Origin of the sequence: Bowmanella yangjiangensis, assembly GCF_017255015.1 — a bacterium.
Classification (GTDB): Bacteria; Pseudomonadota; Gammaproteobacteria; order Enterobacterales; family Alteromonadaceae; genus Bowmanella; species Bowmanella yangjiangensis.
Window position 1 is genome coordinate 15445 of record NZ_JAFKCS010000001.1, and the last position, 22618, is coordinate 38062.

22 protein-coding genes are annotated in these 22618 nt (G+C 49.2%); 14 read left to right on the forward strand and 8 right to left on the reverse strand.

The genetic code is table 11. From position 1 onward, the window contains the following. Positions 1-9: 9 nt before the first annotated feature. The 12 genes from murD (at position 10) to mutT (ending at position 14840) form a co-directional block, all read left to right on the forward strand. Positions 10-1314 (forward strand): UDP-N-acetylmuramoyl-L-alanine--D-glutamate ligase, encoded by a 1305-nt coding sequence (gene murD / locus J0A65_RS00080; RefSeq protein ID WP_206592077.1) that lies wholly within the window; start codon positions 10-12, stop codon positions 1312-1314. 17 nt (positions 1315-1331) lie between these two features. Then, the gene (gene ftsW, locus J0A65_RS00085) at positions 1332-2519 is read left to right on the forward strand and encodes a cell division protein FtsW (RefSeq protein ID WP_206592511.1); all 1188 of its coding nucleotides are present in this window, start codon (positions 1332-1334) and stop codon (positions 2517-2519) included. After that, complete coding sequence (murG, locus tag J0A65_RS00090; RefSeq protein WP_206592078.1) at positions 2516-3589, forward strand: undecaprenyldiphospho-muramoylpentapeptide beta-N-acetylglucosaminyltransferase; 1074 nt, start codon at positions 2516-2518, stop codon at positions 3587-3589. Before ftsW ends, murG begins: the two co-directional genes overlap by 4 nt. Continuing rightward, positions 3586-5034, forward strand: a complete 1449-nt coding sequence (gene murC, locus J0A65_RS00095) for a UDP-N-acetylmuramate--L-alanine ligase (RefSeq protein ID WP_206592079.1) — start codon at positions 3586-3588, stop codon at positions 5032-5034. Before murG ends, murC begins: the two co-directional genes overlap by 4 nt. Next, the gene (locus tag J0A65_RS00100) at positions 5031-5963 is read left to right on the forward strand and encodes a D-alanine--D-alanine ligase (protein ID WP_206592080.1); all 933 of its coding nucleotides are present in this window, start codon (positions 5031-5033) and stop codon (positions 5961-5963) included. Before murC ends, J0A65_RS00100 begins: the two co-directional genes overlap by 4 nt. Beyond that, entirely contained in the window at positions 5960-6709 is a 750-nt protein-coding gene (locus J0A65_RS00105) for a cell division protein FtsQ/DivIB (protein WP_206592081.1), read from the forward strand. Before J0A65_RS00100 ends, J0A65_RS00105 begins: the two co-directional genes overlap by 4 nt. Positions 6710-6807: 98 nt before the next feature. Further along, complete coding sequence (gene ftsA / locus J0A65_RS00110) at positions 6808-8049, forward strand: cell division protein FtsA (protein WP_232849680.1); 1242 nt, start codon at positions 6808-6810, stop codon at positions 8047-8049. A gap of 80 nt (positions 8050-8129) precedes the next feature. After that, positions 8130-9311, forward strand: a complete 1182-nt coding sequence (gene ftsZ, locus J0A65_RS00115; RefSeq protein WP_206592082.1) for a cell division protein FtsZ — start codon at positions 8130-8132, stop codon at positions 9309-9311. Between the two features lie 154 nt (positions 9312-9465). Next, positions 9466-10380 (forward strand): UDP-3-O-acyl-N-acetylglucosamine deacetylase, encoded by a 915-nt coding sequence (gene lpxC, locus J0A65_RS00120; RefSeq protein ID WP_206592083.1) that lies wholly within the window; start codon positions 9466-9468, stop codon positions 10378-10380. 233 nt (positions 10381-10613) lie between these two features. Continuing rightward, positions 10614-11528 carry a M23 family metallopeptidase gene (locus J0A65_RS00125; RefSeq protein ID WP_206592084.1) on the forward strand — a complete coding sequence of 305 codons (915 nt, stop codon included), beginning with the start codon at positions 10614-10616 and terminating at the stop codon, positions 11526-11528. A 142-nt stretch (positions 11529-11670) separates the two neighbouring features. Continuing rightward, entirely contained in the window at positions 11671-14364 is a 2694-nt protein-coding gene (gene secA, locus J0A65_RS00130; RefSeq protein WP_206592085.1) for a preprotein translocase subunit SecA, read from the forward strand. A 74-nt stretch (positions 14365-14438) separates the two neighbouring features. Further along, a complete protein-coding gene (gene mutT, locus J0A65_RS00135) occupies positions 14439-14840 on the forward strand; it encodes an 8-oxo-dGTP diphosphatase MutT (protein ID WP_206592086.1) in 402 nt (133 codons plus the stop codon). Here mutT and yacG read toward each other — a convergent pair whose 3' ends face one another. From yacG to J0A65_RS00175, 8 genes are all read right to left on the reverse strand, one after another. Then, positions 14841-15068 (reverse strand): DNA gyrase inhibitor YacG, encoded by a 228-nt coding sequence (gene yacG / locus J0A65_RS00140; RefSeq protein WP_206592087.1) that lies wholly within the window; start codon positions 15066-15068, stop codon positions 14841-14843. Positions 15069-15211: 143 nt separating this feature from the next. Then, positions 15212-15964, reverse strand: coding sequence for a cell division protein ZapD (gene zapD / locus J0A65_RS00145; RefSeq protein ID WP_206592088.1), 753 nt, complete (start codon positions 15962-15964; stop codon positions 15212-15214). 103 nt (positions 15965-16067) lie between these two features. Continuing rightward, positions 16068-16688, reverse strand: a complete 621-nt coding sequence (gene coaE / locus J0A65_RS00150; protein WP_206592089.1) for a dephospho-CoA kinase — start codon at positions 16686-16688, stop codon at positions 16068-16070. Beyond that, positions 16685-17557 carry a prepilin peptidase gene (locus J0A65_RS00155; RefSeq protein WP_206592090.1) on the reverse strand — a complete coding sequence of 291 codons (873 nt, stop codon included), beginning with the start codon at positions 17555-17557 and terminating at the stop codon, positions 16685-16687. Before J0A65_RS00155 ends, coaE begins: the two co-directional genes overlap by 4 nt. Before the next feature lie 131 nt (positions 17558-17688). Continuing rightward, positions 17689-18903 (reverse strand): type II secretion system F family protein, encoded by a 1215-nt coding sequence (locus J0A65_RS00160; protein WP_206592091.1) that lies wholly within the window; start codon positions 18901-18903, stop codon positions 17689-17691. Positions 18904-18976: 73 nt separating this feature from the next. Further along, positions 18977-19405, reverse strand: coding sequence for a pilin (locus J0A65_RS00165; protein ID WP_206592092.1), 429 nt, complete (start codon positions 19403-19405; stop codon positions 18977-18979). 184 nt (positions 19406-19589) lie between these two features. Next, positions 19590-20447 (reverse strand): carboxylating nicotinate-nucleotide diphosphorylase, encoded by an 858-nt coding sequence (gene nadC, locus J0A65_RS00170; protein ID WP_206592093.1) that lies wholly within the window; start codon positions 20445-20447, stop codon positions 19590-19592. A gap of 12 nt (positions 20448-20459) precedes the next feature. Continuing rightward, the gene (locus J0A65_RS00175) at positions 20460-20951 is read right to left on the reverse strand and encodes a retropepsin-like aspartic protease family protein (protein WP_232849657.1); all 492 of its coding nucleotides are present in this window, start codon (positions 20949-20951) and stop codon (positions 20460-20462) included. 68 nt (positions 20952-21019) lie between these two features. Here J0A65_RS00175 and ampD point away from each other — a divergent pair, with 68 nt between their 5' ends. Both ampD and ampE read left to right on the forward strand, forming a co-directional pair. Next, positions 21020-21571 carry a 1,6-anhydro-N-acetylmuramyl-L-alanine amidase AmpD gene (ampD, locus tag J0A65_RS00180; protein ID WP_206592094.1) on the forward strand — a complete coding sequence of 184 codons (552 nt, stop codon included), beginning with the start codon at positions 21020-21022 and terminating at the stop codon, positions 21569-21571. Then, positions 21568-22392 carry a beta-lactamase regulator AmpE gene (gene ampE, locus J0A65_RS00185; RefSeq protein ID WP_206592095.1) on the forward strand — a complete coding sequence of 275 codons (825 nt, stop codon included), beginning with the start codon at positions 21568-21570 and terminating at the stop codon, positions 22390-22392. Before ampD ends, ampE begins: the two co-directional genes overlap by 4 nt. Positions 22393-22618: the final 226 nt, after the last annotated feature.

Here is a 22618-nt window from a genome sequence, read left to right on the forward strand (position 1 = left end):
GGAGCGACTTTGGTGCTGAATCTTGCCAATAAACAGGTTGCGGTTGTGGGACTGGGTCTTACCGGCCAGTCCTGCGTGCGTTTCCTGCTTGATAAAGGCGCGAATGTCAGTGCGTTTGATAGTCGTGAATCATTGAATTTGTCGTTACCTGCAGAAGTTCAGGTTAAGTTGGGCCCTTTTGACGCCGACAGTTTTTGTCAGGCACAGCTTATCCTGCTGAGTCCGGGGTTAGCCTTGGCCGAGCCTGCTATCCAGGCAGCCTTAAAGGCCGGCGTTGAAGTGATAGGCGATATTGAACTGTTCGCTCGTTTTAATCACAAACCTGTGGTGGCGATTACCGGTTCAAATGGCAAAAGTACCGTGACCTCGCTGGTCACCGATATGCTCAATGCCAGTGGTGTGAACGCCAAGATGGGCGGCAATATTGGCACCCCAGTACTTGAGCTGCTGGATACTGACTATGAGGTGGCGGTGTTGGAGCTGTCCAGCTTTCAACTTGAAACCACTCATAGTTTGGCGCCTGTGGCGGCCACCGTGTTGAATATCAGTGCGGACCATTTGGATCGCTACACTGGTATGCAAGCCTATCAGCAAGCCAAGCTAAGTATTTATCAGGGCGCAGATCTTTGTGTTTACAGCCGCGAAGATAAATTAACTGTCCCAAATGTGGGTGGCAAAGCCATGAGTTTCGGTCTGGATAACAGCGACTATGGTATGGGCTTTGACGCCGACAGTGGTTGGATACGTTATCAAGGGCAACCGCTGGTGGAACTGGCGGAGTGTAGCCTGGTTGGACAACATAATGTATTGAATATTCAGGCGTCCGCGGCATTAGCGCTGGCTGCCGGTGCCACTATCGAAGGTATTCGCCAGGCTTGCCGAGAGTTTAAGAATTTGCCTCATCGCTGCGAACTGGTGCGTGTACACCGGGGCGTGCGCTGGGTAGATGATTCCAAAGGCACCAATATCGGTGCCACACTCGCTGCCATCGACGGTCTGCGCGACCAGGTGAAGGGCAAGTTGGTACTGATCGCAGGCGGTGATGGTAAAGGAGCGGATTTCAACGAGCTATTACCGGCCTTAGGTAAGGTTGATAAGCTGATTTGTCTGGGTAAAGACGGCGCAGCAATAGCGGCACTGAAACAAGACTCAAGTCTGGTTGCAAGCATGGAAGAGGCCGTGAGCCTGGCCGATGGCTGGACGCAAAGTGGCGATATGGTGTTGTTGTCCCCCGCTTGTGCCAGTCTGGATATGTTTAAGAATTATCATCATCGTGGTCAGGTGTTTGCCACCGCAGTGGAGGCATTGCTATGAATGTATCGCCATCACTGATGGGGCAAAATCTGCAGCGTCTGTTCCAGCTTCGCCATGACGTTCGAGGCATGCGCCCTTACGATTTGGGTTTGTTGCTGATCGCTTTGGCACTGATGTCGGTGGGCATGATTGTCGTCACATCCGCTTCTATGCCTGCGGCGGCGCGCATATATGATAACCCCTTCCATTTTGCCATTCGTCATGGCGTATACATGATTATCGCGCTAACTGCTGCCTTAGTTACCATGCAATTACCCATGCGCTGGTGGCGTACCTACAATGGCTGGTTGTTATTGCTGGCCATTGTGTTGTTGCTGGCGGTATTGGTGGCCGGACGCAATGTGAACGGCAGTACCCGCTGGTTGGCTCTTGGACCTATTACCGTGCAGGCAGCAGAGCCTGCCAAGCTGTTCTTCTTCTGTTATCTGGCTGGCTATTTGGTACGCCGCTATGAAGAAGTGACCGAAAACCTTAAGGGCTTTATCAAACCCCTGGGGGTGCTGTTTATCATTGCTTTGTTGCTGTTGATGCAACCGGATTTGGGCACTGTGGTGGTGATGTTCGCTACTACTATCGGCTTATTATTCCTGGCAGGAGCCAAGCTTTGGCAGTTTTTCGGCTTGCTGCTCAGCGGATTGTGCGCTGTTGTCGCGCTGATTTTGTTTGAGGAATATCGCTTAAGGCGGATCACCGCGTTTTTAGACCCCTGGGCAGATCCTTTTGGTAGTGGTTACCAGTTAACCCAATCGCTGATGGCGTATGGACGGGGAGATATTTTTGGTCAGGGCTTAGGCAACAGCCTGCAAAAGCTAGAATACCTGCCCGAAGCCCATACCGATTTCATCGCCGCTATCTTAGCCGAAGAACTGGGATTCGTCGGGGTCTGTGCTGTGCTGGCACTGCTGCTGATGCTGGTGCTTAAAGCGCTGCGTCTGGGTAACCTGGCGCTGCAGCAAGGTCGCCCGTTTGAAGGCTATCTGGCCCATGCCATTGGTATCTGGTTTAGCTTTCAGACCGCGGTTAATGTGGGTGCCAGTGCTGGCATTTTGCCCACTAAAGGATTGACCCTGCCGCTGGTTAGTTACGGTGGTAACAGCTTGATTTTAATGAGCATGGCGGTAGCCCTGCTGATGCGTATTGATTTTGAGTTACGCATGGACGGCGTTCAGGCCCTGAGTGACCGAAAACGGAGTAAGAGTCAATGAGTGGCCGGATTATGATTATGGCTGGCGGCACCGGTGGACATGTGTTTCCTGGTCTAGCTGTGGCTGACCACCTGAAAGCCGAAGGTTGGCAGGTGCATTGGCTGGGGACCGCAGAGAAAATGGAAGCCAAAGTGGTGCCAGCTGCCGGTTACCCCATTAGTTATTTGAGTATTAGTGGTGTGCGTGGCAATGGTTTGGTGCGGTTGCTTAAGGCGCCGTTCAAAATTGTTCAGGCAATATGGCAGGCCAGAAAGGTAATAAAACAGTTTAAACCCGATGTGGTACTGGGCATGGGGGGGTTTGCTAGTGGTCCGGGCGGCGTTGCGGCCTGGTTAAGTGGTGTTCCATTACTGATCCATGAGCAAAATGCGGTGCCGGGTATGACCAATAAAATGCTCAGCCGTTTAGCCAAAAAAGTAATGACGGGCTTTGACCATACCTTTCCTGCCGGAACGGCCAGATTGGCTTGGGTGGGCAATCCGGTGCGAACCACTATTCAGCCGGCCTCACAAAAAGACAGTGGTGACAGGCTGCATGTACTGGTGGTGGGCGGAAGCTTGGGGGCTAAGGCCTTAAACGAACAATTACCTGCTCAGTTTGCTGGTATAGAAGGAATTGAAATTCGTCACCAATGTGGAAGCGGCAGAGAAGCCGAGGCCTTATCGGCATACCAACAGCATATGGGACAGCAAGCTAACTGGCAGGTACAGGAATTTATTCAGGATATGGGCCAGGCCTATGCCTGGGCCGATTTAGTCATTTGTCGGGCTGGCGCACTCACTGTGTCTGAAATTGCTACCCGCGGTGTGGCGGCGATTTTTGTGCCTTTGCCTTATGCGGTAGATGATCACCAAAGTCGCAATGCCGAAGTGTTGACAAAAGTGGGGGCGGCCTGGTCGGTACCCCAGAGTCAATTGGCGGATTTGGATTTTAAACAACGATTAACGCAATTAGTGGCCAACCCTTCGCAACTGGCAGAGATGGGACAAAAAGCCCTGAGTCAGGCGAAGCCGCAAGCCACGGCTAATGTAGCCGAATTTTGCAAAGAACTAGCGGAGCAAAGGGCATGAGTAGTACTGCCAATTATACGGTTCCGGAAATGCGCCGTATTAAACGCATTCATTTTATCGGCATAGGTGGTGCCGGTATGGGCGGTATTGCCGAAGTATTGCTGAACGAAGGTTATCAGATTTCGGGGTCTGACCTGGCTGCGAATGCCATGACCGGCCGACTTGAGGGCTTGGGCGCCACCGTATTTATTGGCCATCAGGCCAGTAATATCCAGGGCGTGGATGTGGTGGTGGTATCCAGTGCCATTGATACCCAAAACCCGGAAATCAAGCTGGCCCGGGAAAAACGTATTCCGGTTATTCGCCGCGCTGAAATGCTCGCCGAGTTAATGCGTTTTCGACATGGTGTGGCTGTGGCCGGCACTCATGGTAAAACCACTACTACCAGTCTGATATCTACTATTTTCGCCCATGGCGGCCAGGATCCAACTTTTGTTATTGGTGGTTTGCTCAACAGTGCCGGTACCAACGCCCGTTTAGGCAGTAGCCGATACCTTATTGCTGAAGCGGATGAAAGTGACGCGTCCTTCCTGCACCTGCAACCTATGGTGTCGGTGGTAACAAATATCGAAGCAGATCATATGGATACCTACCAGGGTGACTTCCAAAAAATGGAAGACACCTACCTGGATTTCCTGCACAACCTGCCGTTTTATGGTCTGGCAGTCATGTGCGGCGATGACCCGGTGATCCGTAAATTGCTGCCTCGTGTCGGTCGCCAGTACCTGACTTACGGCTTTGGCGAGGGTATGGATTACCGCGCTGTTAATCTGACCCAGGGCTTTAACCACAGCTGCTTTACTGTAGAGCGTAAGCAGGGCGAATCCTTTGAGGTGAAACTGGGGCTGCCAGGTAAACACAACGTGCTAAATGCCTTAGCAGCTATCGCCGTGGCGTTGGAAGAAGGCATAGATCAGCACAAAGTAGTAGAAGCGCTGGCCTCCTTTGCTGGAATCGGTCGCCGGTTTGAATGCCTGGGTGAGTTTGACACAGGTAATGGCAATGTGGTGTTGGTAGACGACTACGGTCATCACCCTACCGAAGTGGAAGCCACCATTGCCACGGCGCGCAGTAATTGGCCGGACAAACGATTGATGATGGCTTATCAGCCACATCGTTATTCGCGTACCCGTGATCTTTACGAAGACTTCGTTCGTGTATTGTCACAAGTAGATGTGTTGCTGTTGCTGGAAGTCTACTCAGCCGGTGAAGCGCCCATTGAAGGTGTCGACAGCAAAGCCCTGTGCCGCTCTATTCGTCAGCGTGGTCAGATTGAGCCGGTGTATGTTAGTCGCCCTGAAGAGTTGCCAGCCATACTGGCACCGTTGCTGCAAAATGATGATTTATTAATGACCCAGGGTGCCGGGAATATCGGCAAATTGGCCAAAGACCTGCAAAAAATGCAATTGAATATTGCCGCGATGAGCAAGGAGATTGGGGCATGAGCGTCGAGCGCTTCGGTAAAGTCGCGGTGTTGTTCGGCGGAACCTCCGCAGAGCGGGAGGTATCGCTGAAATCTGGACAGGCTGTATTGGACGCTTTGTTGGGGGCTGGTGTTGATGCCCATGCCTTTGATCCTGCCAATGCCGAGCTTACCGAACTGGTTGCTGCAAAGTTTCAACGTGTGCTGATTATGTTGCATGGCCGTGGTGGTGAGGATGGTACCCTGCAAGGTGCCTTGCAACAGCTGGGTATTCCTTACACAGGCTCTGGTGTATTGGGTTCTGCATTGTGTATGGATAAGGTCCGCAGTAAATGGATCTGGCAGGCTCTGGGGCTACCTACGGCAGAATACCAAGTAGTTGATAAATCCAGCTTTAATGCGGATCTTTGCGGCGATATACTATCGCGCTTGGGAGGCATAGTGATGGTCAAGCCGGCCAATGAAGGTTCGAGCATCGGCATGGCTAAGGTAAGTACAGCAACTGAGTTACAGGAGGCAGTGACTCAGGCGTTTCAGTTTGACCATCAGGTATTGCTGGAAAGATTTATCACAGGCCAGGAATTTACTGTCAGTTTACTGGGCGATAACACGCTACCATCCATTCGGATGCAAACCCCCCGCACTTTCTATGACTATGAGGCAAAGTATCAGTCCGACACGACTCAGTACTTCTGTCCTAGTGGTTTGGACGGTCAACGTGAGACGCAATTGGGTGAACTGGCCCGCCAGGCCTTTGCTGCGCTAGGCGGTAGTGGCTGGGGGCGTGTGGATTTTATGCAGGATAAGGATGGCCAATTTTATCTGCTGGAGGCCAACACCGTACCTGGTATGACCCAGAAAAGCTTGGTGCCTATGGCGGCTAAGCAAGCAGGTATGAGCTTTACAGAATTGGCGTTGGAAGTCCTGGCGACCTCGGAGGTCCGCCGGTGAATGAATTGCAAGTTCTACCAGAGCCGGCCCGAGGGCCACAACTGTGGTGGGGCTTGCTGTTTTTGGTTTTGGTACTTAGCGGCCTGGTGTATGGCGCCTACAGCATTAATGCCTGGCTGGATGATGAGCAACAGTTACCGGTAAGGGATATCCGGGTATCAGGTGACTTGAAGTATCTGGTTAAAGCCGACGTAGAGCAGGCAATTAGAGGAAACCAACCAGGCAGTTTTTTTGAGTTGGACATTCAGCGAGCCTTAAAGGATATCGAAGCGCTGCCATGGGTATACCGGGCGTCTATTCGTAAGGAATGGCCCAATAATCTGCATGTTCATGTGGTTGAACAGCAGGCTGCGGCAAGCTGGAACGGTGATATGTTGCTGAATACCCAAGGGGGAACCTTCAGCGCTGTGTCGCCAGAAGGCGTTACGCTGCCCAAATTGTTCGGACCTGAAGGCAGCGAGCAGACTGCTTTGCAAGGATACAGGGCGATGCAGGCACTGTTGTTACGCTCAGGTGTGCAGGTTGAAGAGCTGGTCTTGAGTGAACGCTTTGCCTGGAATCTGCGTCTGAATAACGGCTTGCGGCTAAATCTGGGACGCGACGAGTTTATCGATAGATTACAGCGGTTTGTGGATATTTATCCGTTACTGCAAAAAGATCAGCGACAGCCTGAGTATGTAGATTTGCGCTATGACACAGGTTTGGCGGTAGGGTGGAAAAGCACTGATGTGCAAAAGCCCGGTTAGTCAGGGTACGCATGCACTTTGATTTAACAAATAAAAGCCAGTCATTGGCAAGAATGACAGATTTATAAACAGATAAAACAGCGGACAGCATAGTGAGAATGAACATGCCGGTGGCAAAGGTAACAGATCGGAATTTGATTGTAGGTCTGGATATAGGTACCAGTACTGTTAAAGCAGTCGTTGGCGAAGTGCTGGACGACGGCGGCATCAGTATCGTTGGTGTGGGTACCCATATGGCCAGAGGCATGGACAAGGGTGGCGTGAACGATTTGAACCTGGTTGTGCAGTCCGTGCAAAGTGCCATTAATGAAATGGAGCTGATGGCGGATTGCCGTGTTTCCTCTGTGTATATGGCGATTTCTGGAAGACATGTGCAATGTCAGAATGAGAGCGGCATGGTGCCGATCAACAATAAAGAAGTCACCCAGGAAGATGTGGATAACGTTATCCACGCTGCGCGTAGCGTGCCCATTGCCGCTGAACGCCGTCTGCTACATGTATTGCCGCAGGAATTTACTATTGATGTGCAGGAAGGGATTAAAAACCCGGTGGGCATGTCGGGCGTTCGTATGGAAGCCGAGGCGCATATCATCACATGCGCAGATGACATGGCCAAAAACCTGGTTAAGTGTGTGGAGCGATGTGGGCTGAGTTCTGACCAATTGATTTTTTCCGCATTGGCGTCCAGCTATGCCGTAGTGACTGAAGACGAGAAAGAACTTGGGGTCTGCGTGGTGGATATCGGTGGTGGCACTATCGATATCGTTATTTACACCGATGGCGCAATTCGCCATACCGCCGTGATCCCGGTGGCTGGAAATCAGATTACCAGTGATATTGCCAAAATTTTCCGTACCCCTATCAGTCATGCGGAAGAAATAAAGATTAATTATGCCTGTGCTCTGAAAAACATGGTCAGCATGGAAGAAAGCATAGAAGTGCCAAGTGTCGGGGGCCGCCCTTCAAGAGCGATGTCCAGACATACTCTGGCAGAGGTGATAGAGCCCAGATATCAGGAACTTTTTGAATTGGTTCATGACCAGATTCGTTCCAGTGGGCTGGAAGAGCAGATTGCTGCGGGAATAGTGTTAACTGGCGGTACCGCAAAAATGGAAGGTGCCGTGGAGTTTGCCGAAGAGTTATTCCAAATGCCGGTCAGAGTGGGAAGACCGTTAAATGTAAAAGGATTGTCGGAGTATGTTGAGGATTCAACCTTTGCCACCGTCGTAGGGCTGTTGCAATACGCCAAAGACCATATGCGAGCCAAGCAACTGGCTAAGCAGAAGTCAGCAGAAGGTATTTGGCAGAGAATTCAAAGCTGGTTCAAGGGCGAGTTTTAAGAAAGATAGAAATAATGTCTAGCGGGGTGCGGTTAACGCCAAGGACCGCACGTTGTTAAACAAAAAACCGGAGAGAAAACATGTTTGAGTTAATGGATAGCCACGGCGATGAAGCCGTAATCAAAGTCATCGGTGTTGGTGGTGGCGGTGGTAACGCCGTCGATCACATGGTGTCGCACAATATTGAAGGTGTGGAATTCATCGCTGTTAATACTGATGCTCAGGTACTGCGCAGTTCCAAAGCCAATGTCACCCTGCAGATTGGTTCAAGTGTTACCAAAGGCTTGGGTGCAGGTGCCAACCCTATGGTCGGCCGTCAGGCTGCCGAGGAAGATGGTGAGACCATTCGTCAAAGTCTGGAAGGTGCTGACATGGTATTCATCACTGCAGGCATGGGTGGTGGTACAGGTACCGGCGCTGCACCTGAGGTGGCACGTATTGCCAAAGAAATGGGCATTCTGACCGTAGCTGTTGTGACAAAGCCTTTCCCTTTCGAAGGGCGTAAGCGTATTGAATATGCAGATCAAGGGATCCAGGAGTTGTCCAAGTATGTGGATTCATTGATCACTATTCCCAACGAAAAGCTGCTGAAAGTCATGGGACGCGGTACACCACTGTTAAAAGCGTTCAGTGCCGCTAACGATGTACTGCGTGGCGCGGTTCAGGGGATTGCCGAGTTAATTACCCGCCCAGGCCTTATCAACGTCGACTTTGCGGACGTACGCACGGTAATGTCTGAAATGGGCAAAGCCATGATGGGTAGTGGTACAGCAACGGGCGAAGATCGTGCAGAAGAAGCGGCCGAAGCGGCAATCGCCAGCCCTTTGCTGGAAGATATCGATCTGTCAGGTGCACGCGGTATTTTGGTCAACATTACTGCAGGTCCTGACTTTGCTATCGATGAGTTCGAGACTGTGGGTAATGCCGTGAAAGCCTTCGCGTCAGAAAATGCTACTGTGGTAGTGGGAACTGTTATCGACATGGAGATGTCAGACGAACTGCGCGTTACTGTGGTTGCCACGGGTATTGGTGCTGACCGCAAGCCAGAAATTTCGCTGGTCAGTAATCGTCAGCAAAGTGCAACTAATCGCTATATGCCTGAACCTAATGATTTTAAATTGAGTCCGGCAGAAGGGACTGGTGAGAGAGTCACCACCATGCGTGAACCTGCACGAGCGCACAATGTAGAAGAGAAACCCGAGTCTAATAACGACCTGGAATATTTAGATATACCAGCGTTTTTGCGTAAGCAAGCGGACTAACAATAGCAGAAAGGGTAGTCATAAAACTGTCATTTGTGGCAAGAAGTCTTTGCATTTCTTGGTCTTGCCTACACTTGATGTTTTGACAATTGGTGGTCTAACCACTAAAATGCCGGCCCTTTTGAGTTTTGGTTAATTGTTGAGCTAAGGCGAGATGATCAAACAACGTACCCTTAAACAGTCAGTGCAGGTGACAGGAATTGGTCTGCACAAAGGTGATAAGGTCACTATGACTCTCCGGCCCGCGCCTGTGAACACGGGGATCCTGTTCCGTCGCGTAGACCTAGAGCCTTATGTGGACATTCCATCCCGTGCTGATGCCGTCGGGGATACGATGCTCTGTACTTGTCTTAGCAATCAGGATGGCGCCAGCATTTCTACCGTAGAGCATTTAGCCTCTGCGCTTGCTGGTCTTGGTATTGACAACATTATTGTTGAAGTCGATGCCAATGAATTGCCAATTATGGATGGTAGTGCGAGCCCTTTTATTTTCCTGCTGCAATCAGCAGGTATAGAGGAGCAAGGCGCAGCGAAGAAATTCATCCGCGTAACCAAAACGGTTCGTGTCGAAGATGGCGATAAATGGGCAGAACTTCGCCCTTATGATGGTTTTCGTGTGGACTTTCGCATTGATTTCGAACACCCGGTCATCAGTCAGACTCGTCAACATTTGGTGATGGACTTTGATACGGCGTCTTATATTGACGAAGTCAGCCGGGCCAGAACCTTTGGCTTTATGAAAGATCTCGAGTACATGCACGCCCACAACTTGGCGTTGGGTGGCAGCATGGAAAATGCTGTAGCGTTGGACGAGTATCGCGTGCTTAACCACGAAGGACTGCGCTACGAAGACGAGTTTCTCAAGCATAAAATTCTGGATGCTATTGGTGACCTGTATTTAGGCGGACACAGCATTATTGGCGAGCTTTGCGCATACAAAACCGGGCACGGATTGAACAACAAACTATTGAATAAGTTGTTGGCCATGAAGGATTGCTGGGAATTTGTCAGCTACGAATCGGAAGAAAAAATGCCTATTCGATTCGGGGCGCCATTGTTGGCGAACTAGCCATTTATAGATAGAAAAATGCCGCAACTGCGGCATTTTTGTTTTTAACCCCTTGGCTGTGGATACCAGTGAGATGACTAACTGGCTTGTTCAATGCATAGGACTAAGTTGAAAACGAAAAAATTGACGTTTGATAGATTATTCCTGGTTATGGTTCTGAATTCGTCTATTAGCTTTTTTTTAACCTTGAGTCGGTTTAGAATCGGTCGACGCCGCAGTGAGTAAGAGATCCGATGAGTTTAACCCTAGTAGTCAGAAGCAAAAAGGTGCGCTTTCGATATAGCCTATCGAAGCGGCAGTTGGGTGCCGCTTTGGCGGTCACACTTGGGCTGACCCTGATTGCTGGTCGCTCTACTCAGGATCCTGCCGAAGCACAGGCCCGGGTTGCGTATACGCAAACCGGGTTAATAAAACAAAAAGAAGAAGTTGAACTTCTCAAGGAAACCACCCAGCAGCAACTTACTGGTATGTTGATGAAGCTGGGCGAAGTGCAAGGGCAATTACATCGTCTGAATGCGCTGGGCGAGCGCCTGGCGAACGAGTCGGGCCTTAACAGCGAAGAATTTAACTTCTCAGAACTACCTGCTGTCGGTGGCCCTGCTCAGGACCTGGTGGAAACTCAAGTGCAGGCCGCCAGTGATGTAATGTTTCAAATCGATCAAATGCTGGCGCAACTAGACGGTAAAGCCAAGCAACTTCAAGCCCTTGAATCTATCTTGCTTAATCACCATATTGAAGCTCAGAGCTATCTTGCTGGTAGACCGATTAACAGTGGTTGGTTGTCTTCTTACTACGGCGTACGTAAAGATCCGTTCTCCGGAATGCCCGCCATGCATAAAGGATTAGACTTCGCTGGCCAGGAAGGTGATGAAGTGGTGGCAACAGGAGCCGGGTTAGTAACCTGGGCCGGTGAACGCTATGGCTACGGTAATCTGGTCGAAATTGAACATGGTAACGGGTTGGTAACTCGTTATGGGCATAACAAAGACCTGGAAGTGAAAGTCGGTGATGTGGTGACCAAAGGGCAAACTATTGCCATTATGGGCAGTACAGGACGCTCTACCGGCGCTCATGTGCATTATGAAGTGATGCAACATGGCAGACAGATAGACCCATTGCCCTTTGTCTATCGTAAGTCTCAGGGATAACCCTGACGATACCGGAGTAGGCCTGACTTACTCTTATAGGATTTTCCTGATCCTCATAAGCTGCAATCGGCAGAGGGTGATACAGCCCGAGGCCGATTGTTTTGTTTGGAATTAGATTAAAAGAATTGGAAGCCGTTGAAGCATGTTTTCAAGTATCCTCACGAAAATTTTTGGTAGCCGAAACGAACGCACGCTGAAGAAACTGGGCAAGGTCGTTGAGCAGATTAACCAGTTGGAAGCCGAATACGAAGGCCTCAGCGATGAGCAGTTAAAGCACAAGACCAGTGAGTTCAAAGAGCGGCTGGAAAAGGGCGAGACCACTAACGATATTCTACCTGAGGCATTCGCGGTAGTCCGGGAAGCCAGTAAACGCGTATTTGGTATGCGTCATTTTGACGTGCAGATGATTGGCGGTATGGTGCTGCAGGAAGGCCAGATTGCCGAAATGCGTACCGGGGAAGGTAAAACGCTGACAGGTACCTTGAGTTCTTACCTGAATGCAGTAACTGGCAAAGGCGTACATGTTATTACCGTGAACGACTACCTGGCTCGCCGGGATGCGGACTGGAGCCGTCCCTTATTTGAATTCCTGGGGCTGACCGTTGGTTGTAATGTGCCGGGCATGAGCCACGATCAAAAGCGTGAGGCATACGCCGCTGATATTACTTACGGCACCAATAACGAGTTTGGTTTTGACTATTTGCGTGACAATATGGCTTTCCGCCCGGAAGACCGTGTGCAGCGCCCATTACATTATGCTGTAGTGGATGAAGTTGACTCTATCCTGATTGACGAAGCCCGTACCCCGCTGATTATCTCTGGCCAGGCCGAAGACAGTTCAGAGATGTATAAGCGTATCAATGCCATTATTCCTGAACTAAAGCTGCAGGAAAAAGAAGATGAAGAAGGCCAGGAAGGCGACGGTGACTTCACTATTGATGAGAAGGCCAAGCAGATCCACCTTACCGAACGTGGTCAGGTAAGGATCGAAGAAATCATGCATAAATATGAGCTGCTACCCGAGGGGGAGTCCCTGTATGCAGCCGGCAATATTTCCCTGATGCATCACGTCAATGCGGCACTTCGTGCGCACAAGTTGTTCCATCGTGACGTAGATTACATCGTCAAGGATGGGGAAATTGTCATTGTTGATGAGCACACGGGCCGCACGATGGAAGGTCGTCGTTGGTCTGAAGGTCTGCACCAAGCTGTGGAAGCCAAAGAAGGGGTGCGAATTCAACACGAAAACCAGACACTGGCCTCTATTACTTTCCAGAATTACTTCCGCTTGTATGACAAGCTGGCGGGTATGACAGGTACGGCTGATACAGAAGCAGCTGAATTCCAGCAAATCTATGGTTTGGATACTGTGGTGATCCCCACTAACAAGCCGATGATTCGTGATGACCGTGCGGATTTGATTTACCTGACAGCGGAAGAAAAGTACGAAGCTATTATTGCTGACATTAAAGACAACGTAGAAAAAGGCCGCCCGGTTCTGGTTGGTACGGTGTCTATCGAAAACTCTGAATTGCTGTCAAATGTACTTAAAAAGGGCAAGATCCCGCACAAAGTACTGAATGCCAAGTTCCACGCTCAGGAAGCCGACATTATTGCCCAGGCGGGGCGCCCTGGTGCGGTAACTATTGCTACAAACATGGCGGGCCGTGGTACCGATATCGTGCTTGGCGGTAACTGGCAGGCGGAGCTGGATAAGATTAACGATCCTAAACCTGGCACGGTTGAAAAAATAAAAGCCGAGTGGCAGGAACAGCATGACAAAGTGATAGCTGCCGGTGGCTTGCATATTATCGGTACCGAACGTCACGAATCCCGACGTATCGACAACCAGTTGCGTGGCCGTGCAGGTCGTCAGGGTGACCCGGGGTCTTCACGATTCTACTTGTCGCTGCAAGATTCGCTGATGCGTATTTTTGCCTCAGAGCGTATGGCTAATATGATGAAGCGCCTGGGTATGGAACGTGGGGAGGCTATCGAGCACCCATGGGTGACCAAGGCGATTGAGAACGCGCAGCGTAAGGTTGAACAGCGTAACTTCGACATACGTAAGCAATTGCTTGAGTATGATGATGTAGCCAATGATCAGCGTAAAGTTATCTATGAACAGCGCAATAGCCTGCTGGACGAAGGCGACATCAGCGGTACCATTGAAGCCATTCGTCATGACGTAGTGGAGGAAACCATCAGCCAGTTCATTCCGCCTCAGTCACTGGCTGAAATGTGGGATGTGTCCGGTCTGGAAGAACGCATTAAAGCCGATTATCTAATCGATCTGCCCATTCAGACCTGGTTGGATGAAGACGACAAGTTGTTTGAAGAAACCTTGCGAGAGCGGATTCACGAGCATGTGAACGCTGCCTATAAAGCCAAGGAAGAAATGGTTGGTGCCCCCGTACTGCGTCAGTTTGAAAAAGCCATTATGTTGCAAAGCCTGGACAGTCACTGGAAGGAGCATTTGGCGGCGATGGATCATCTGCGTCAAGGCATTCATTTGCGTGGTTATGCGCAAAAGAACCCTAAACAGGAATATAAGCGCGAGTCTTTCGAGCTGTTTGCCCAAATGCTGGATAATCTGAAAGCCGAGGTGGTTAACGTTCTGAGTAAAGTGCAGGTGCGTGCTGAATCCGACGTTGAAGCGGTGGAAGAACAGCGTCGTCGCGAAGAAGAAGCGATGCGTCTGCGTATGAAAGCGCAGCATGAGTCAATGTCTCAAACTCAGGTCGAAGAGCGTGAAGGACCTAAGGTTGGGCGAAATGATCCTTGCCCTTGTGGTTCAGGTAAAAAGTACAAGCAATGCCACGGTAAGCTGTCATAAGCCTGCAAGCTTAAGCATCTGAAAATGTTAACAAGGCCGGGATATCCCGGCCTTTATATTTGGAGAATACAAGCATGAAAGTGGTTCATGTGGCAGTGGGCGTCATCCTGCGTAAGCAACAGGTTTTTATCACTCTGCGGGACGCAAGCTTACATCAGGGCGGAAAATGGGAGTTCCCTGGTGGCAAAGTGGAAGCGGGGGAAACTGTTACTCAGGCGCTGATTAGGGAGCTTCAGGAAGAAGTGGATATTCAGGTGAGTACCTCCCAACCATTTATGTTGGTTGAGCATGATTATGGTGACAAACAGGTGAAGCTGGATATCCATTTGGTCATGGACTTCATTGGTGAACCTCACGGACGTGAGGGGCAACAGGGAAGGTGGGTAGCCTTGCAGAGCCTGCCTGACTATGGCTTTCCCGAAGCCAACAAAGCAATAGTTGACAAATTGCTATGTGAGCCGCGTTTTTCACTGTGATTATTGCTTAAAAAACGCATCCTCCTGCTGGGCCAGCATGGCTTCGATATCTTCAATATCGGGTAACTGAGTTTCGGCGTCTTTACTGGCGCCGCAGGGGATAGTTTTTTGTTCTTCAGCCCATTCCCCCAAATCAATCAGCTGACAGCGTTTTGAACAGAAAGGGCGGTGTGGGCTTTGTGGCCCCCATTCCAGTTGAGTTTGGCAGGTTGGACAGGTAACTTTCATTTCTGGCTTGGCCTAAACATCCGGCAATAAGCGGATTGTAGCATAAAGTCAGACATCCGAGCGCGTTCACAGAATGCAAAGAGTAAGACATGCCTGACAAGACATTGGCTTAAAAAGACATCAGAATAACGGCTAAGTGTTTATTAACAACAAGCGAGCTTAAACTGCACCATGGTTTCCATGGCGACCTGACCAGCTTCTTCCGGATTAAACATCATAAAGCGGATGGCATAGCGGTACTTATTGCCACTTAATGTGGGGAAGTAACCCTGATCTGTACGGCAGTATACGCGGATCACTTCATTTTTATCGTCAGCGACACCCTGATAGAAGCCTTTTTCTGCATCTATGGTCTCAAAGCGCCCACGCTCACGTAGAAAAGCCAATGTCATATCAATAGCATTTTGCATCAAAGCAAACTCTCTAAACCAGCCTTTGATGGTTTGCTGTTTAACACTGGCATCCTGACGCAACCAATAATGCAGATTGGGTAAATCGAAACTGCAGGTACCGCCTGGAATACTGAAGCGCTGGCGAATAGACATCAGAAATTTTTCATCTCGCAGGGCTGAGCCGAACTTGCGGGCATTTTTCAACTCATCGCGAAGGGTCACGACTTTTTGTTGGGCTTGCTTTAACGCGTCCAGATCGATGTTGGGATGTTGTGCCCAATAATTAAGATTGCGTTCGTGCAACTCGATATCTTTGATAAGGTCAGTGCGAACATCGACACGTTCGGCCAGATCAAGCAAAGTGAATAGCGATTCGATAAAGCGCACGTATTGCCAATCCTCATTGGCATTAATACTTTGACCAAGTTGTTTGAATAACTGCTCAAGGCGCAAATAGGTGCGCACCTTTTCATTGAGCGGAAATTCATACACGGCCTGGTTCATTGCTTTACCTCGTAGTTTTGGTGTGCTCTTACCTTAAAAATTTCACCATGAAATCCAAGGGCTGAGCATAATACTAGCACTACAACGCAAATGCTGATTTATTTCAAGCTTTTAGACTATTGGCCAGCGTCAGGTACTGCTGATGTAGCTTATTTACCTGTGGGATTAATGCCTCTACCTGGCCACTATTATCGATAATGTCATCGGCAGCAGCCAAACGTTGTTGGCGGCTTGCCTGGGAAGCCAGAATGGCCTCTGCCTGCGCTTCACTAACCTGATCCCGAGCGACGACTCTGCTGCATTGTATGGACTCTTTGACATCCACAACCAGAATCCTGTCCACAAGCTGATGCAATTGGTTTTCCACCAACAAAGGAATGGCCAGAATGCAGTAAGGGCTTTTGGCTTGACGGCTACGAGTCTGCATTAACTGGCGAATTAATGGATGCAGTAAGCTATTCAGCCACGACTTTTCTTGCGGGTTAGCAAATATCCGCTCCCGCAGGGCCCGGCGGTCAAGTTGACCATCGGCTTGCAGTATTTCAGCACCAAAATGCTCGGTAATTTCTTTAAGTGCAGGGGTGCCTGGCTCGACTACTTCACGGGCTAATAAATCCGCATCAACAATATCTATTCCTAAGTCGGCAAACAGATCAGACACTTTAGTCTTACCGCTGCCAATACCGCCTGTCAGTCCGATGACCAAAGGACGATGACCCGTCACGATAAGATCCAGCCCCAATAATACTCAGCTACCGGCTCACCGTATAAAAAGGTTAGCCAGCCAGCGATGGCGAGGTAAGGGCCAAAAGGTATTGCCTGGCCTTTGTCTTTCCCTTGAATGCTGAGCATCAGCACGCCGATAATGGCACCCACTAAAGAAGAAGCCAGTATAACCATAGGTAGATATTGCCAGCCAAGCCAGGCTCCTAAGGCTGCCAGCAGTTTGAAGTCCCCATAACCCATACCTTCTTTGCCGGTCAGCAGTTTGAAACCCCAATACACTGACCATAAACTCAGGTAACCGGCAATGGCACCAATAATGGCGTCGACGGGGGATACGAATAGCGATTGGGTACTGGCCAGTAGTCCAACCCAAAGTAGTGCCAGGGTTAACTGGTCTGGCAACAGCATTTTATCCAGGTCAATAAAGGTCATGGCGACCAATAGCCAAGTGAGCACTAATGCTGCCAAAAGTGGCCAGCCAAATCCAAGATGCCAGGCCATCCAGCCGGAAAGGAGCCCGGTCAATAGTTCTACTAAGGGATAGCGAGCTGAGATGGGGGTTTTACATTGGCTGCATTTGCCCCCAAGTAGCAACCAACTAAGTAGCGGAATATTTTCCCAGGCACGAATTTTATGGCCACACTTTGGACATTCGGAGTCAGGCTTAACCAGATTGTAAGGGGTAAGCACTTCGGCTTGTTCGGGATGAAAATAGCTTTGATATTCTTGCTTCCAGCCTCGCTCCATCATAATGGGTAAGCGGTGAATTACAACGTTGAGAAAACTACCCACCATCAAACCGATTAGCAGCACGAAGATAATCAAAAAAGTTGGGGAACTTTGCAGTAAAAGAACAATATCAGGCATGGGACTCTTATAATTATTGGCTAATTATCCGTTGTCAGAAAACTGGGAAAACCCCGTAGTTCCGACAGCCAGAAAAGTCTGTTGTCTTAATGATGTGAAGTCAACAGACTTTTCTTTGCTAAGGTAAGGTGTTAAACCACGTTACCCATCTGGAAGATTGGCAGGTACATTGCCACGATCAGACCACCGATAACTACACCTAGTACTGCCATAATCATAGGCTCCAGCAGGCTGGTTAAGCCGTCCACCATATCGTCAACTTCCCGCTCATAGATAGTGGCGATTTTGCCGAGCATCTCGTCTACGGCACCGGATTCTTCACCAATGGCAATCATTTGAGTGACCATATCAGGGAATACGTTAGTGGCACGCATTGATGTATGCATCGGCATACCGCCAGCGACCTCTTTACGGATATACAAAATGGCATCACGGAATACGGCATTACCTGAAGCGCCTGCTGCAGATTCCAAAGCGCCAATTAATGGAACGCCGGCAGCAAAGGTGGTCGATAGTGTGCGGGTAAAACGGGCGATGGAGGCTTTTTTTAGGATTTCGCCAATAACTGGAATTTTTAGGATCTTTTTATCCAACGAGTCACGCAAATCTTTGGATTTTTTGTACGCTCTGCCGAATAGTACAGCTGCAACAAATACCGCCCCAGCTATATATAAACCGTAGTCCTGAACAAATCTGGATATGCCTAAAACAAATTGGGTAAAAGCTGGGAGCTCGGCACCAAAGCTGGAAAAAATCTCTTCAAACTGCGGAACTACAAAGACCAATAAGATAGTGGTAACGATAAAAGCCACGACCACTACGGCGATAGGGTAGAACATGGCCTTTTTAATTTTAGATTTAAGGGCTTCGGCTTTCTCTTTATACGTAGCGATACGGTCGTAGATGGTTTCCAGTGCACCGGATTGTTCACCGGTCTCGACTAAATCACAGTAAAGGTCTTCAAATTGTTCGGGATGTTTGCGCAAGGCTTTTGATAGCGGGTTACCAGCTTTAACTTCATTACCTACTTCGGTAAGCATTTTGCGCATGCTGGCTTTAGCATGGCCTTGGGCAATCATATCTATGGTTTGAATCAGGGTAACACCCGCTGCGAGCATAGTGGCAATTTGACGGGATACCACACAGATATCGGCGGCATTTATCTTGTCACCACCGCCGAACAGTGGCTTGGCAAACTTCTTAACCTTGGTAGCCGAAATACCTTGTCTTCGAAGCAGATTTCGCGCTTCACTAATGGACTTTGCGCTTATCTCGCCTTTGACCTGCTGCCCTTTGCGGTTTTTCCCTTGCCAAACAAAGACATCTAAGGACTGTTCTTTTGCCATATATAGTACCCGACTTTTAGACAAAAAAGCCCAGTTAACCTGGGCTTTTTTATAAACTATGCAGTTTTAACGATTAGCACAAGCCGCCAGCGTTTGTGCAATCTTCAGTCCAAACCACTTGTCCATTAGATAATGAAGCGTTTAGGACATAAACTTGACCGTTCAGACCGTTAGTAGAAACCGCTGTTGCAGTTAAGGTACCAGCAGTTGCAGAACTCGGTAGCCACGTCATGCTTGCCAGAAGACCTTGTCCGGTAGTTATGTCAGCTGGCACACCATTCGTTCCTTGTGTGCACAGCGTCAGGTCGCCTTCGGTCTGAGCACATACTTCGATAGCTGACTTAAATCCAGAAGTTGCTAATGTTACTTCTGAGAAGCGTGCTTTTTGTGTATAAGTTTGATAAGCAGGCAGAGCGATTGCAGCCAGGATACCGATAATGGCTACAACGATCATCAATTCAATCAGGGTAAAACCCTTCTGGTTAGTTTGCTGTACTTTCATGGTTTATCTCCAATGCATTCCCGGAATGCTTTACGTTGCTGACTAAACAAGTAAGCCATTCACAGAATTCTGCAAGCTGGCTTGTTTTCCGATATCCAGTATAGGCAGGTTTGCTATGTGAACAAGTATAGGCATTAATACTCAAGTGTGGAACTTGGCGAACTTGTCTGCATCTGTACCATGCTCAATTTGTTTCAGTGACCAGGCGTAATGACAGATCAATTGCTTGTACATTTTTTGTCAAAGCCCCGCTGGATATATAATCCACACCGGTTTCAGCTAATTCAGCAAGACGCTCAATAGTGATGTTTCCCGATACTTCCAGCTTGGCTAGTCCTTGGTTAATCTGTACGGACTTGCGTATAGATTCAAGATCGAAGTTATCCAGCATAATAATATCTGCCCTTGCATCCAGCGCTTGTTGGAGTTCCTCAAGGTTTTCTACTTCCACCTCTACGGGCTTGTCCGGGTGCTGTTGGCGAGCTGCGTCGACGGCCTTTTTGATAGAGCCGCAGGCCAGAATATGATTTTCCTTGATAAGGAAAGCATCGAATAAACCGATACGATGATTTTTGCCGCCACCACAAGTAACCGCATACTTTTGTGCTGCTCGCAAACCCGGTAACGTTTTTCTGGTATCAAGAATTCGGGTTTGGGTATGCTTTAAAACCTCGGCGTACTGGGTTACCTGAGTAGCGGTGGCAGATAACGTTTGCAGAAAGTTTAGTGCGCTTCGCTCTCCGGTAAGGATGGCTCTGGCGGGACCTTTCAGTTCAAAAAGACAGGTATTGGCATCAACTTTATCGCCATCTTTAACATGCCAGGTCAGTTGCACCTCGCCACCCAACTGACGGAATACTTCATCGACCCAAGGCCTGCCTGCCACTGTACAGGGTTCACGACAGATTACCCGGCCTACAGCCTGTTGCTCTGCAGGAATCAGACTGGCAGTAATATCACCTTGCTCTGGAGCTTGGTAAGCCAAGTCTTCATTAAGTGCAGCCTTCACGTTATGGGTGATTTCTTGTTCGAGATTCAACATGTCATGTTCTCATTAAAAGCTGTAAGTCAGTGTCAGTACGTCTCCGGACTGGCTGAATTCAAGTTGATTAAGTGCGCTCATGCCCAGCAGTATCTCGTCAGACTGCATGCCGGGATTGATATTTGCGCTGATATTTCTAAGTTCAATATTACCAATTTGCACGCTGTCCAATTGGGTTGAGGCAACCTCGATACGCCCATTGGCGGTGCTGACTAAAAAGCGTTGGCCTGCTTTAAGTCCCAGTTTCTGGGCAAGATGCGAAGGTACTGAAACTTGTGTTGCACCTGTATCCAAAAGAAAAACCACGGGCTCTCCGTTTATCAAGCCACTGGTAACATAGTGTCCCTGGCGGTTACGTTTGAGTTTAACGCTGGTTTGGTTGCCTTGAACAACTGAGCTGGGGGCTTCGTTTGGATTAAACTGACGTGCCAGCTGTTTATCAAACAACAGGGTGAGTAAGCCGATTGCGCTCACCCAGGTCAGTATCCACATCCATCGTGCCATGCATTCTCCATCTGTTATCCAGATTTCAGGAGCGCTATAGTACCTAAAACCTCGTTGGAATTTCATCTATGTTCGACCCACAAGGTTGGTATCTTAAGGCACGCCATTGCCCTTCTTCCCATTGTAATGAGCGCCCACAGAAGATTCCGGCCAATTTGTTGGTGATTCACAACATATCGTTGCCTGCCGGGCAGTTCGGGCAGCCTCATATAGAGGCATTATTTAGTGGCACCCTGGATTGCGCATGCCATCCTGACTTTGAGAGCCTGCGGGAACTGAAAGTATCCAGTCACTTCGTTATTTATCGGGATGGCAGCATTGTGCAGCATGTGCCTATTGGGGAACGCGCCTGGCATGCCGGGAAATCAGTGTTCCAGGGCAGGGAGAATTGCAACGACTTTAGCATTGGTATTGAAATGGAAGGGACAGATTATCAGCCCTACGAATCTGACCAATATAATAGTCTGGTGGCTTTAACTCAGGCTATTATGTCGGTCTGTCCAGATATCAGCCTGGGGCGAATTGTCGGACATTGTGACATTGCTCCTGGCAGAAAAACTGACCCTGGCCCAGCTTTTGACTGGCAGAGGTACCGAGCGGCACTGAGGGAACTGAAATGACATTGATTAGTTTGCTACTGGTATTGGCCTTAGAAAGGTCTACACACAAAACCCGATATTGGCAGGCGGAATTTTATGTCGACCAATATCTCCAGTTTCTGCAAAACAAAAACTTAATAAGCGCACAGAGTAACCTGGCCAGTATGGCGGTTGCGATGGTGTTACCTGCATTAGTGGTGGGGCTGCTTCTATATAGTCTCGATGCCTTTTTGCTTGAGTTCATTGTTAACACAGCCATTTTAATGGTGTGTATTGGTTGTCCGTTGCTAAGGGAAAGCTACCGTGGCTACCTGCAGGCTGCCAGTCGCGGCGATACAGAAGCTACCCATTTGTATGCGGAGCAACTCGGTTATCCTTGTGACAGCAACAATAGCTTTGGCCAGTGCCTGGTTTGGATAAATTATCGCCACTATATTGCGGTCAGTCTTTGGTTTATTGCATTGGGTGGGGCAGGTGCGATGTTTTATGTGCTGACTCGCGCTGCGCTTGGATATTTATCTCAGCAGCAATCCGCGTTATTCCCTCAGTGGCAGAAGGTGATGGATGCCGTTGACTGGATACCGGCGAGGCTTTCCAGCCTGGGTTTGTTGGTGGTGGGGCACTTTTCTCGTGCGCTACCCGTTTGGCTGGGACATGCGTTTGACCTTCGAGGCTCGGCAAGAAGCCTGGTGACGGATGTGGCCGAGGCGGCAGAGTATGTGGAAGATGACAATGTTACCTGTACCGAAGCGCCTTGCACTATGGTAAGGCTGGTGAAGCGAAACATGATGTTCCTATTGGTTGTAGTGGCCGTCTTGACCCTTGGCGGGGTGATACGCTAGCACGTTTTCTGGCTGGTCACTATCGTCCAGCCAGCTCCTTTTAACCTTGTGATTTACTCAGTTATTGACAGCTCTGATCAGTTAACTATTAGCATTTTTTCTTTAGTATAAATTGGTCTTACCAATGTTGCTTAGCCAGTCAAATTGCTACTTCACCGCATTAATATTGAATAAAAGTATTAAACTGACAGGGTTAAAATCTTTGTTTTACCTGCCTGTGGTTTTG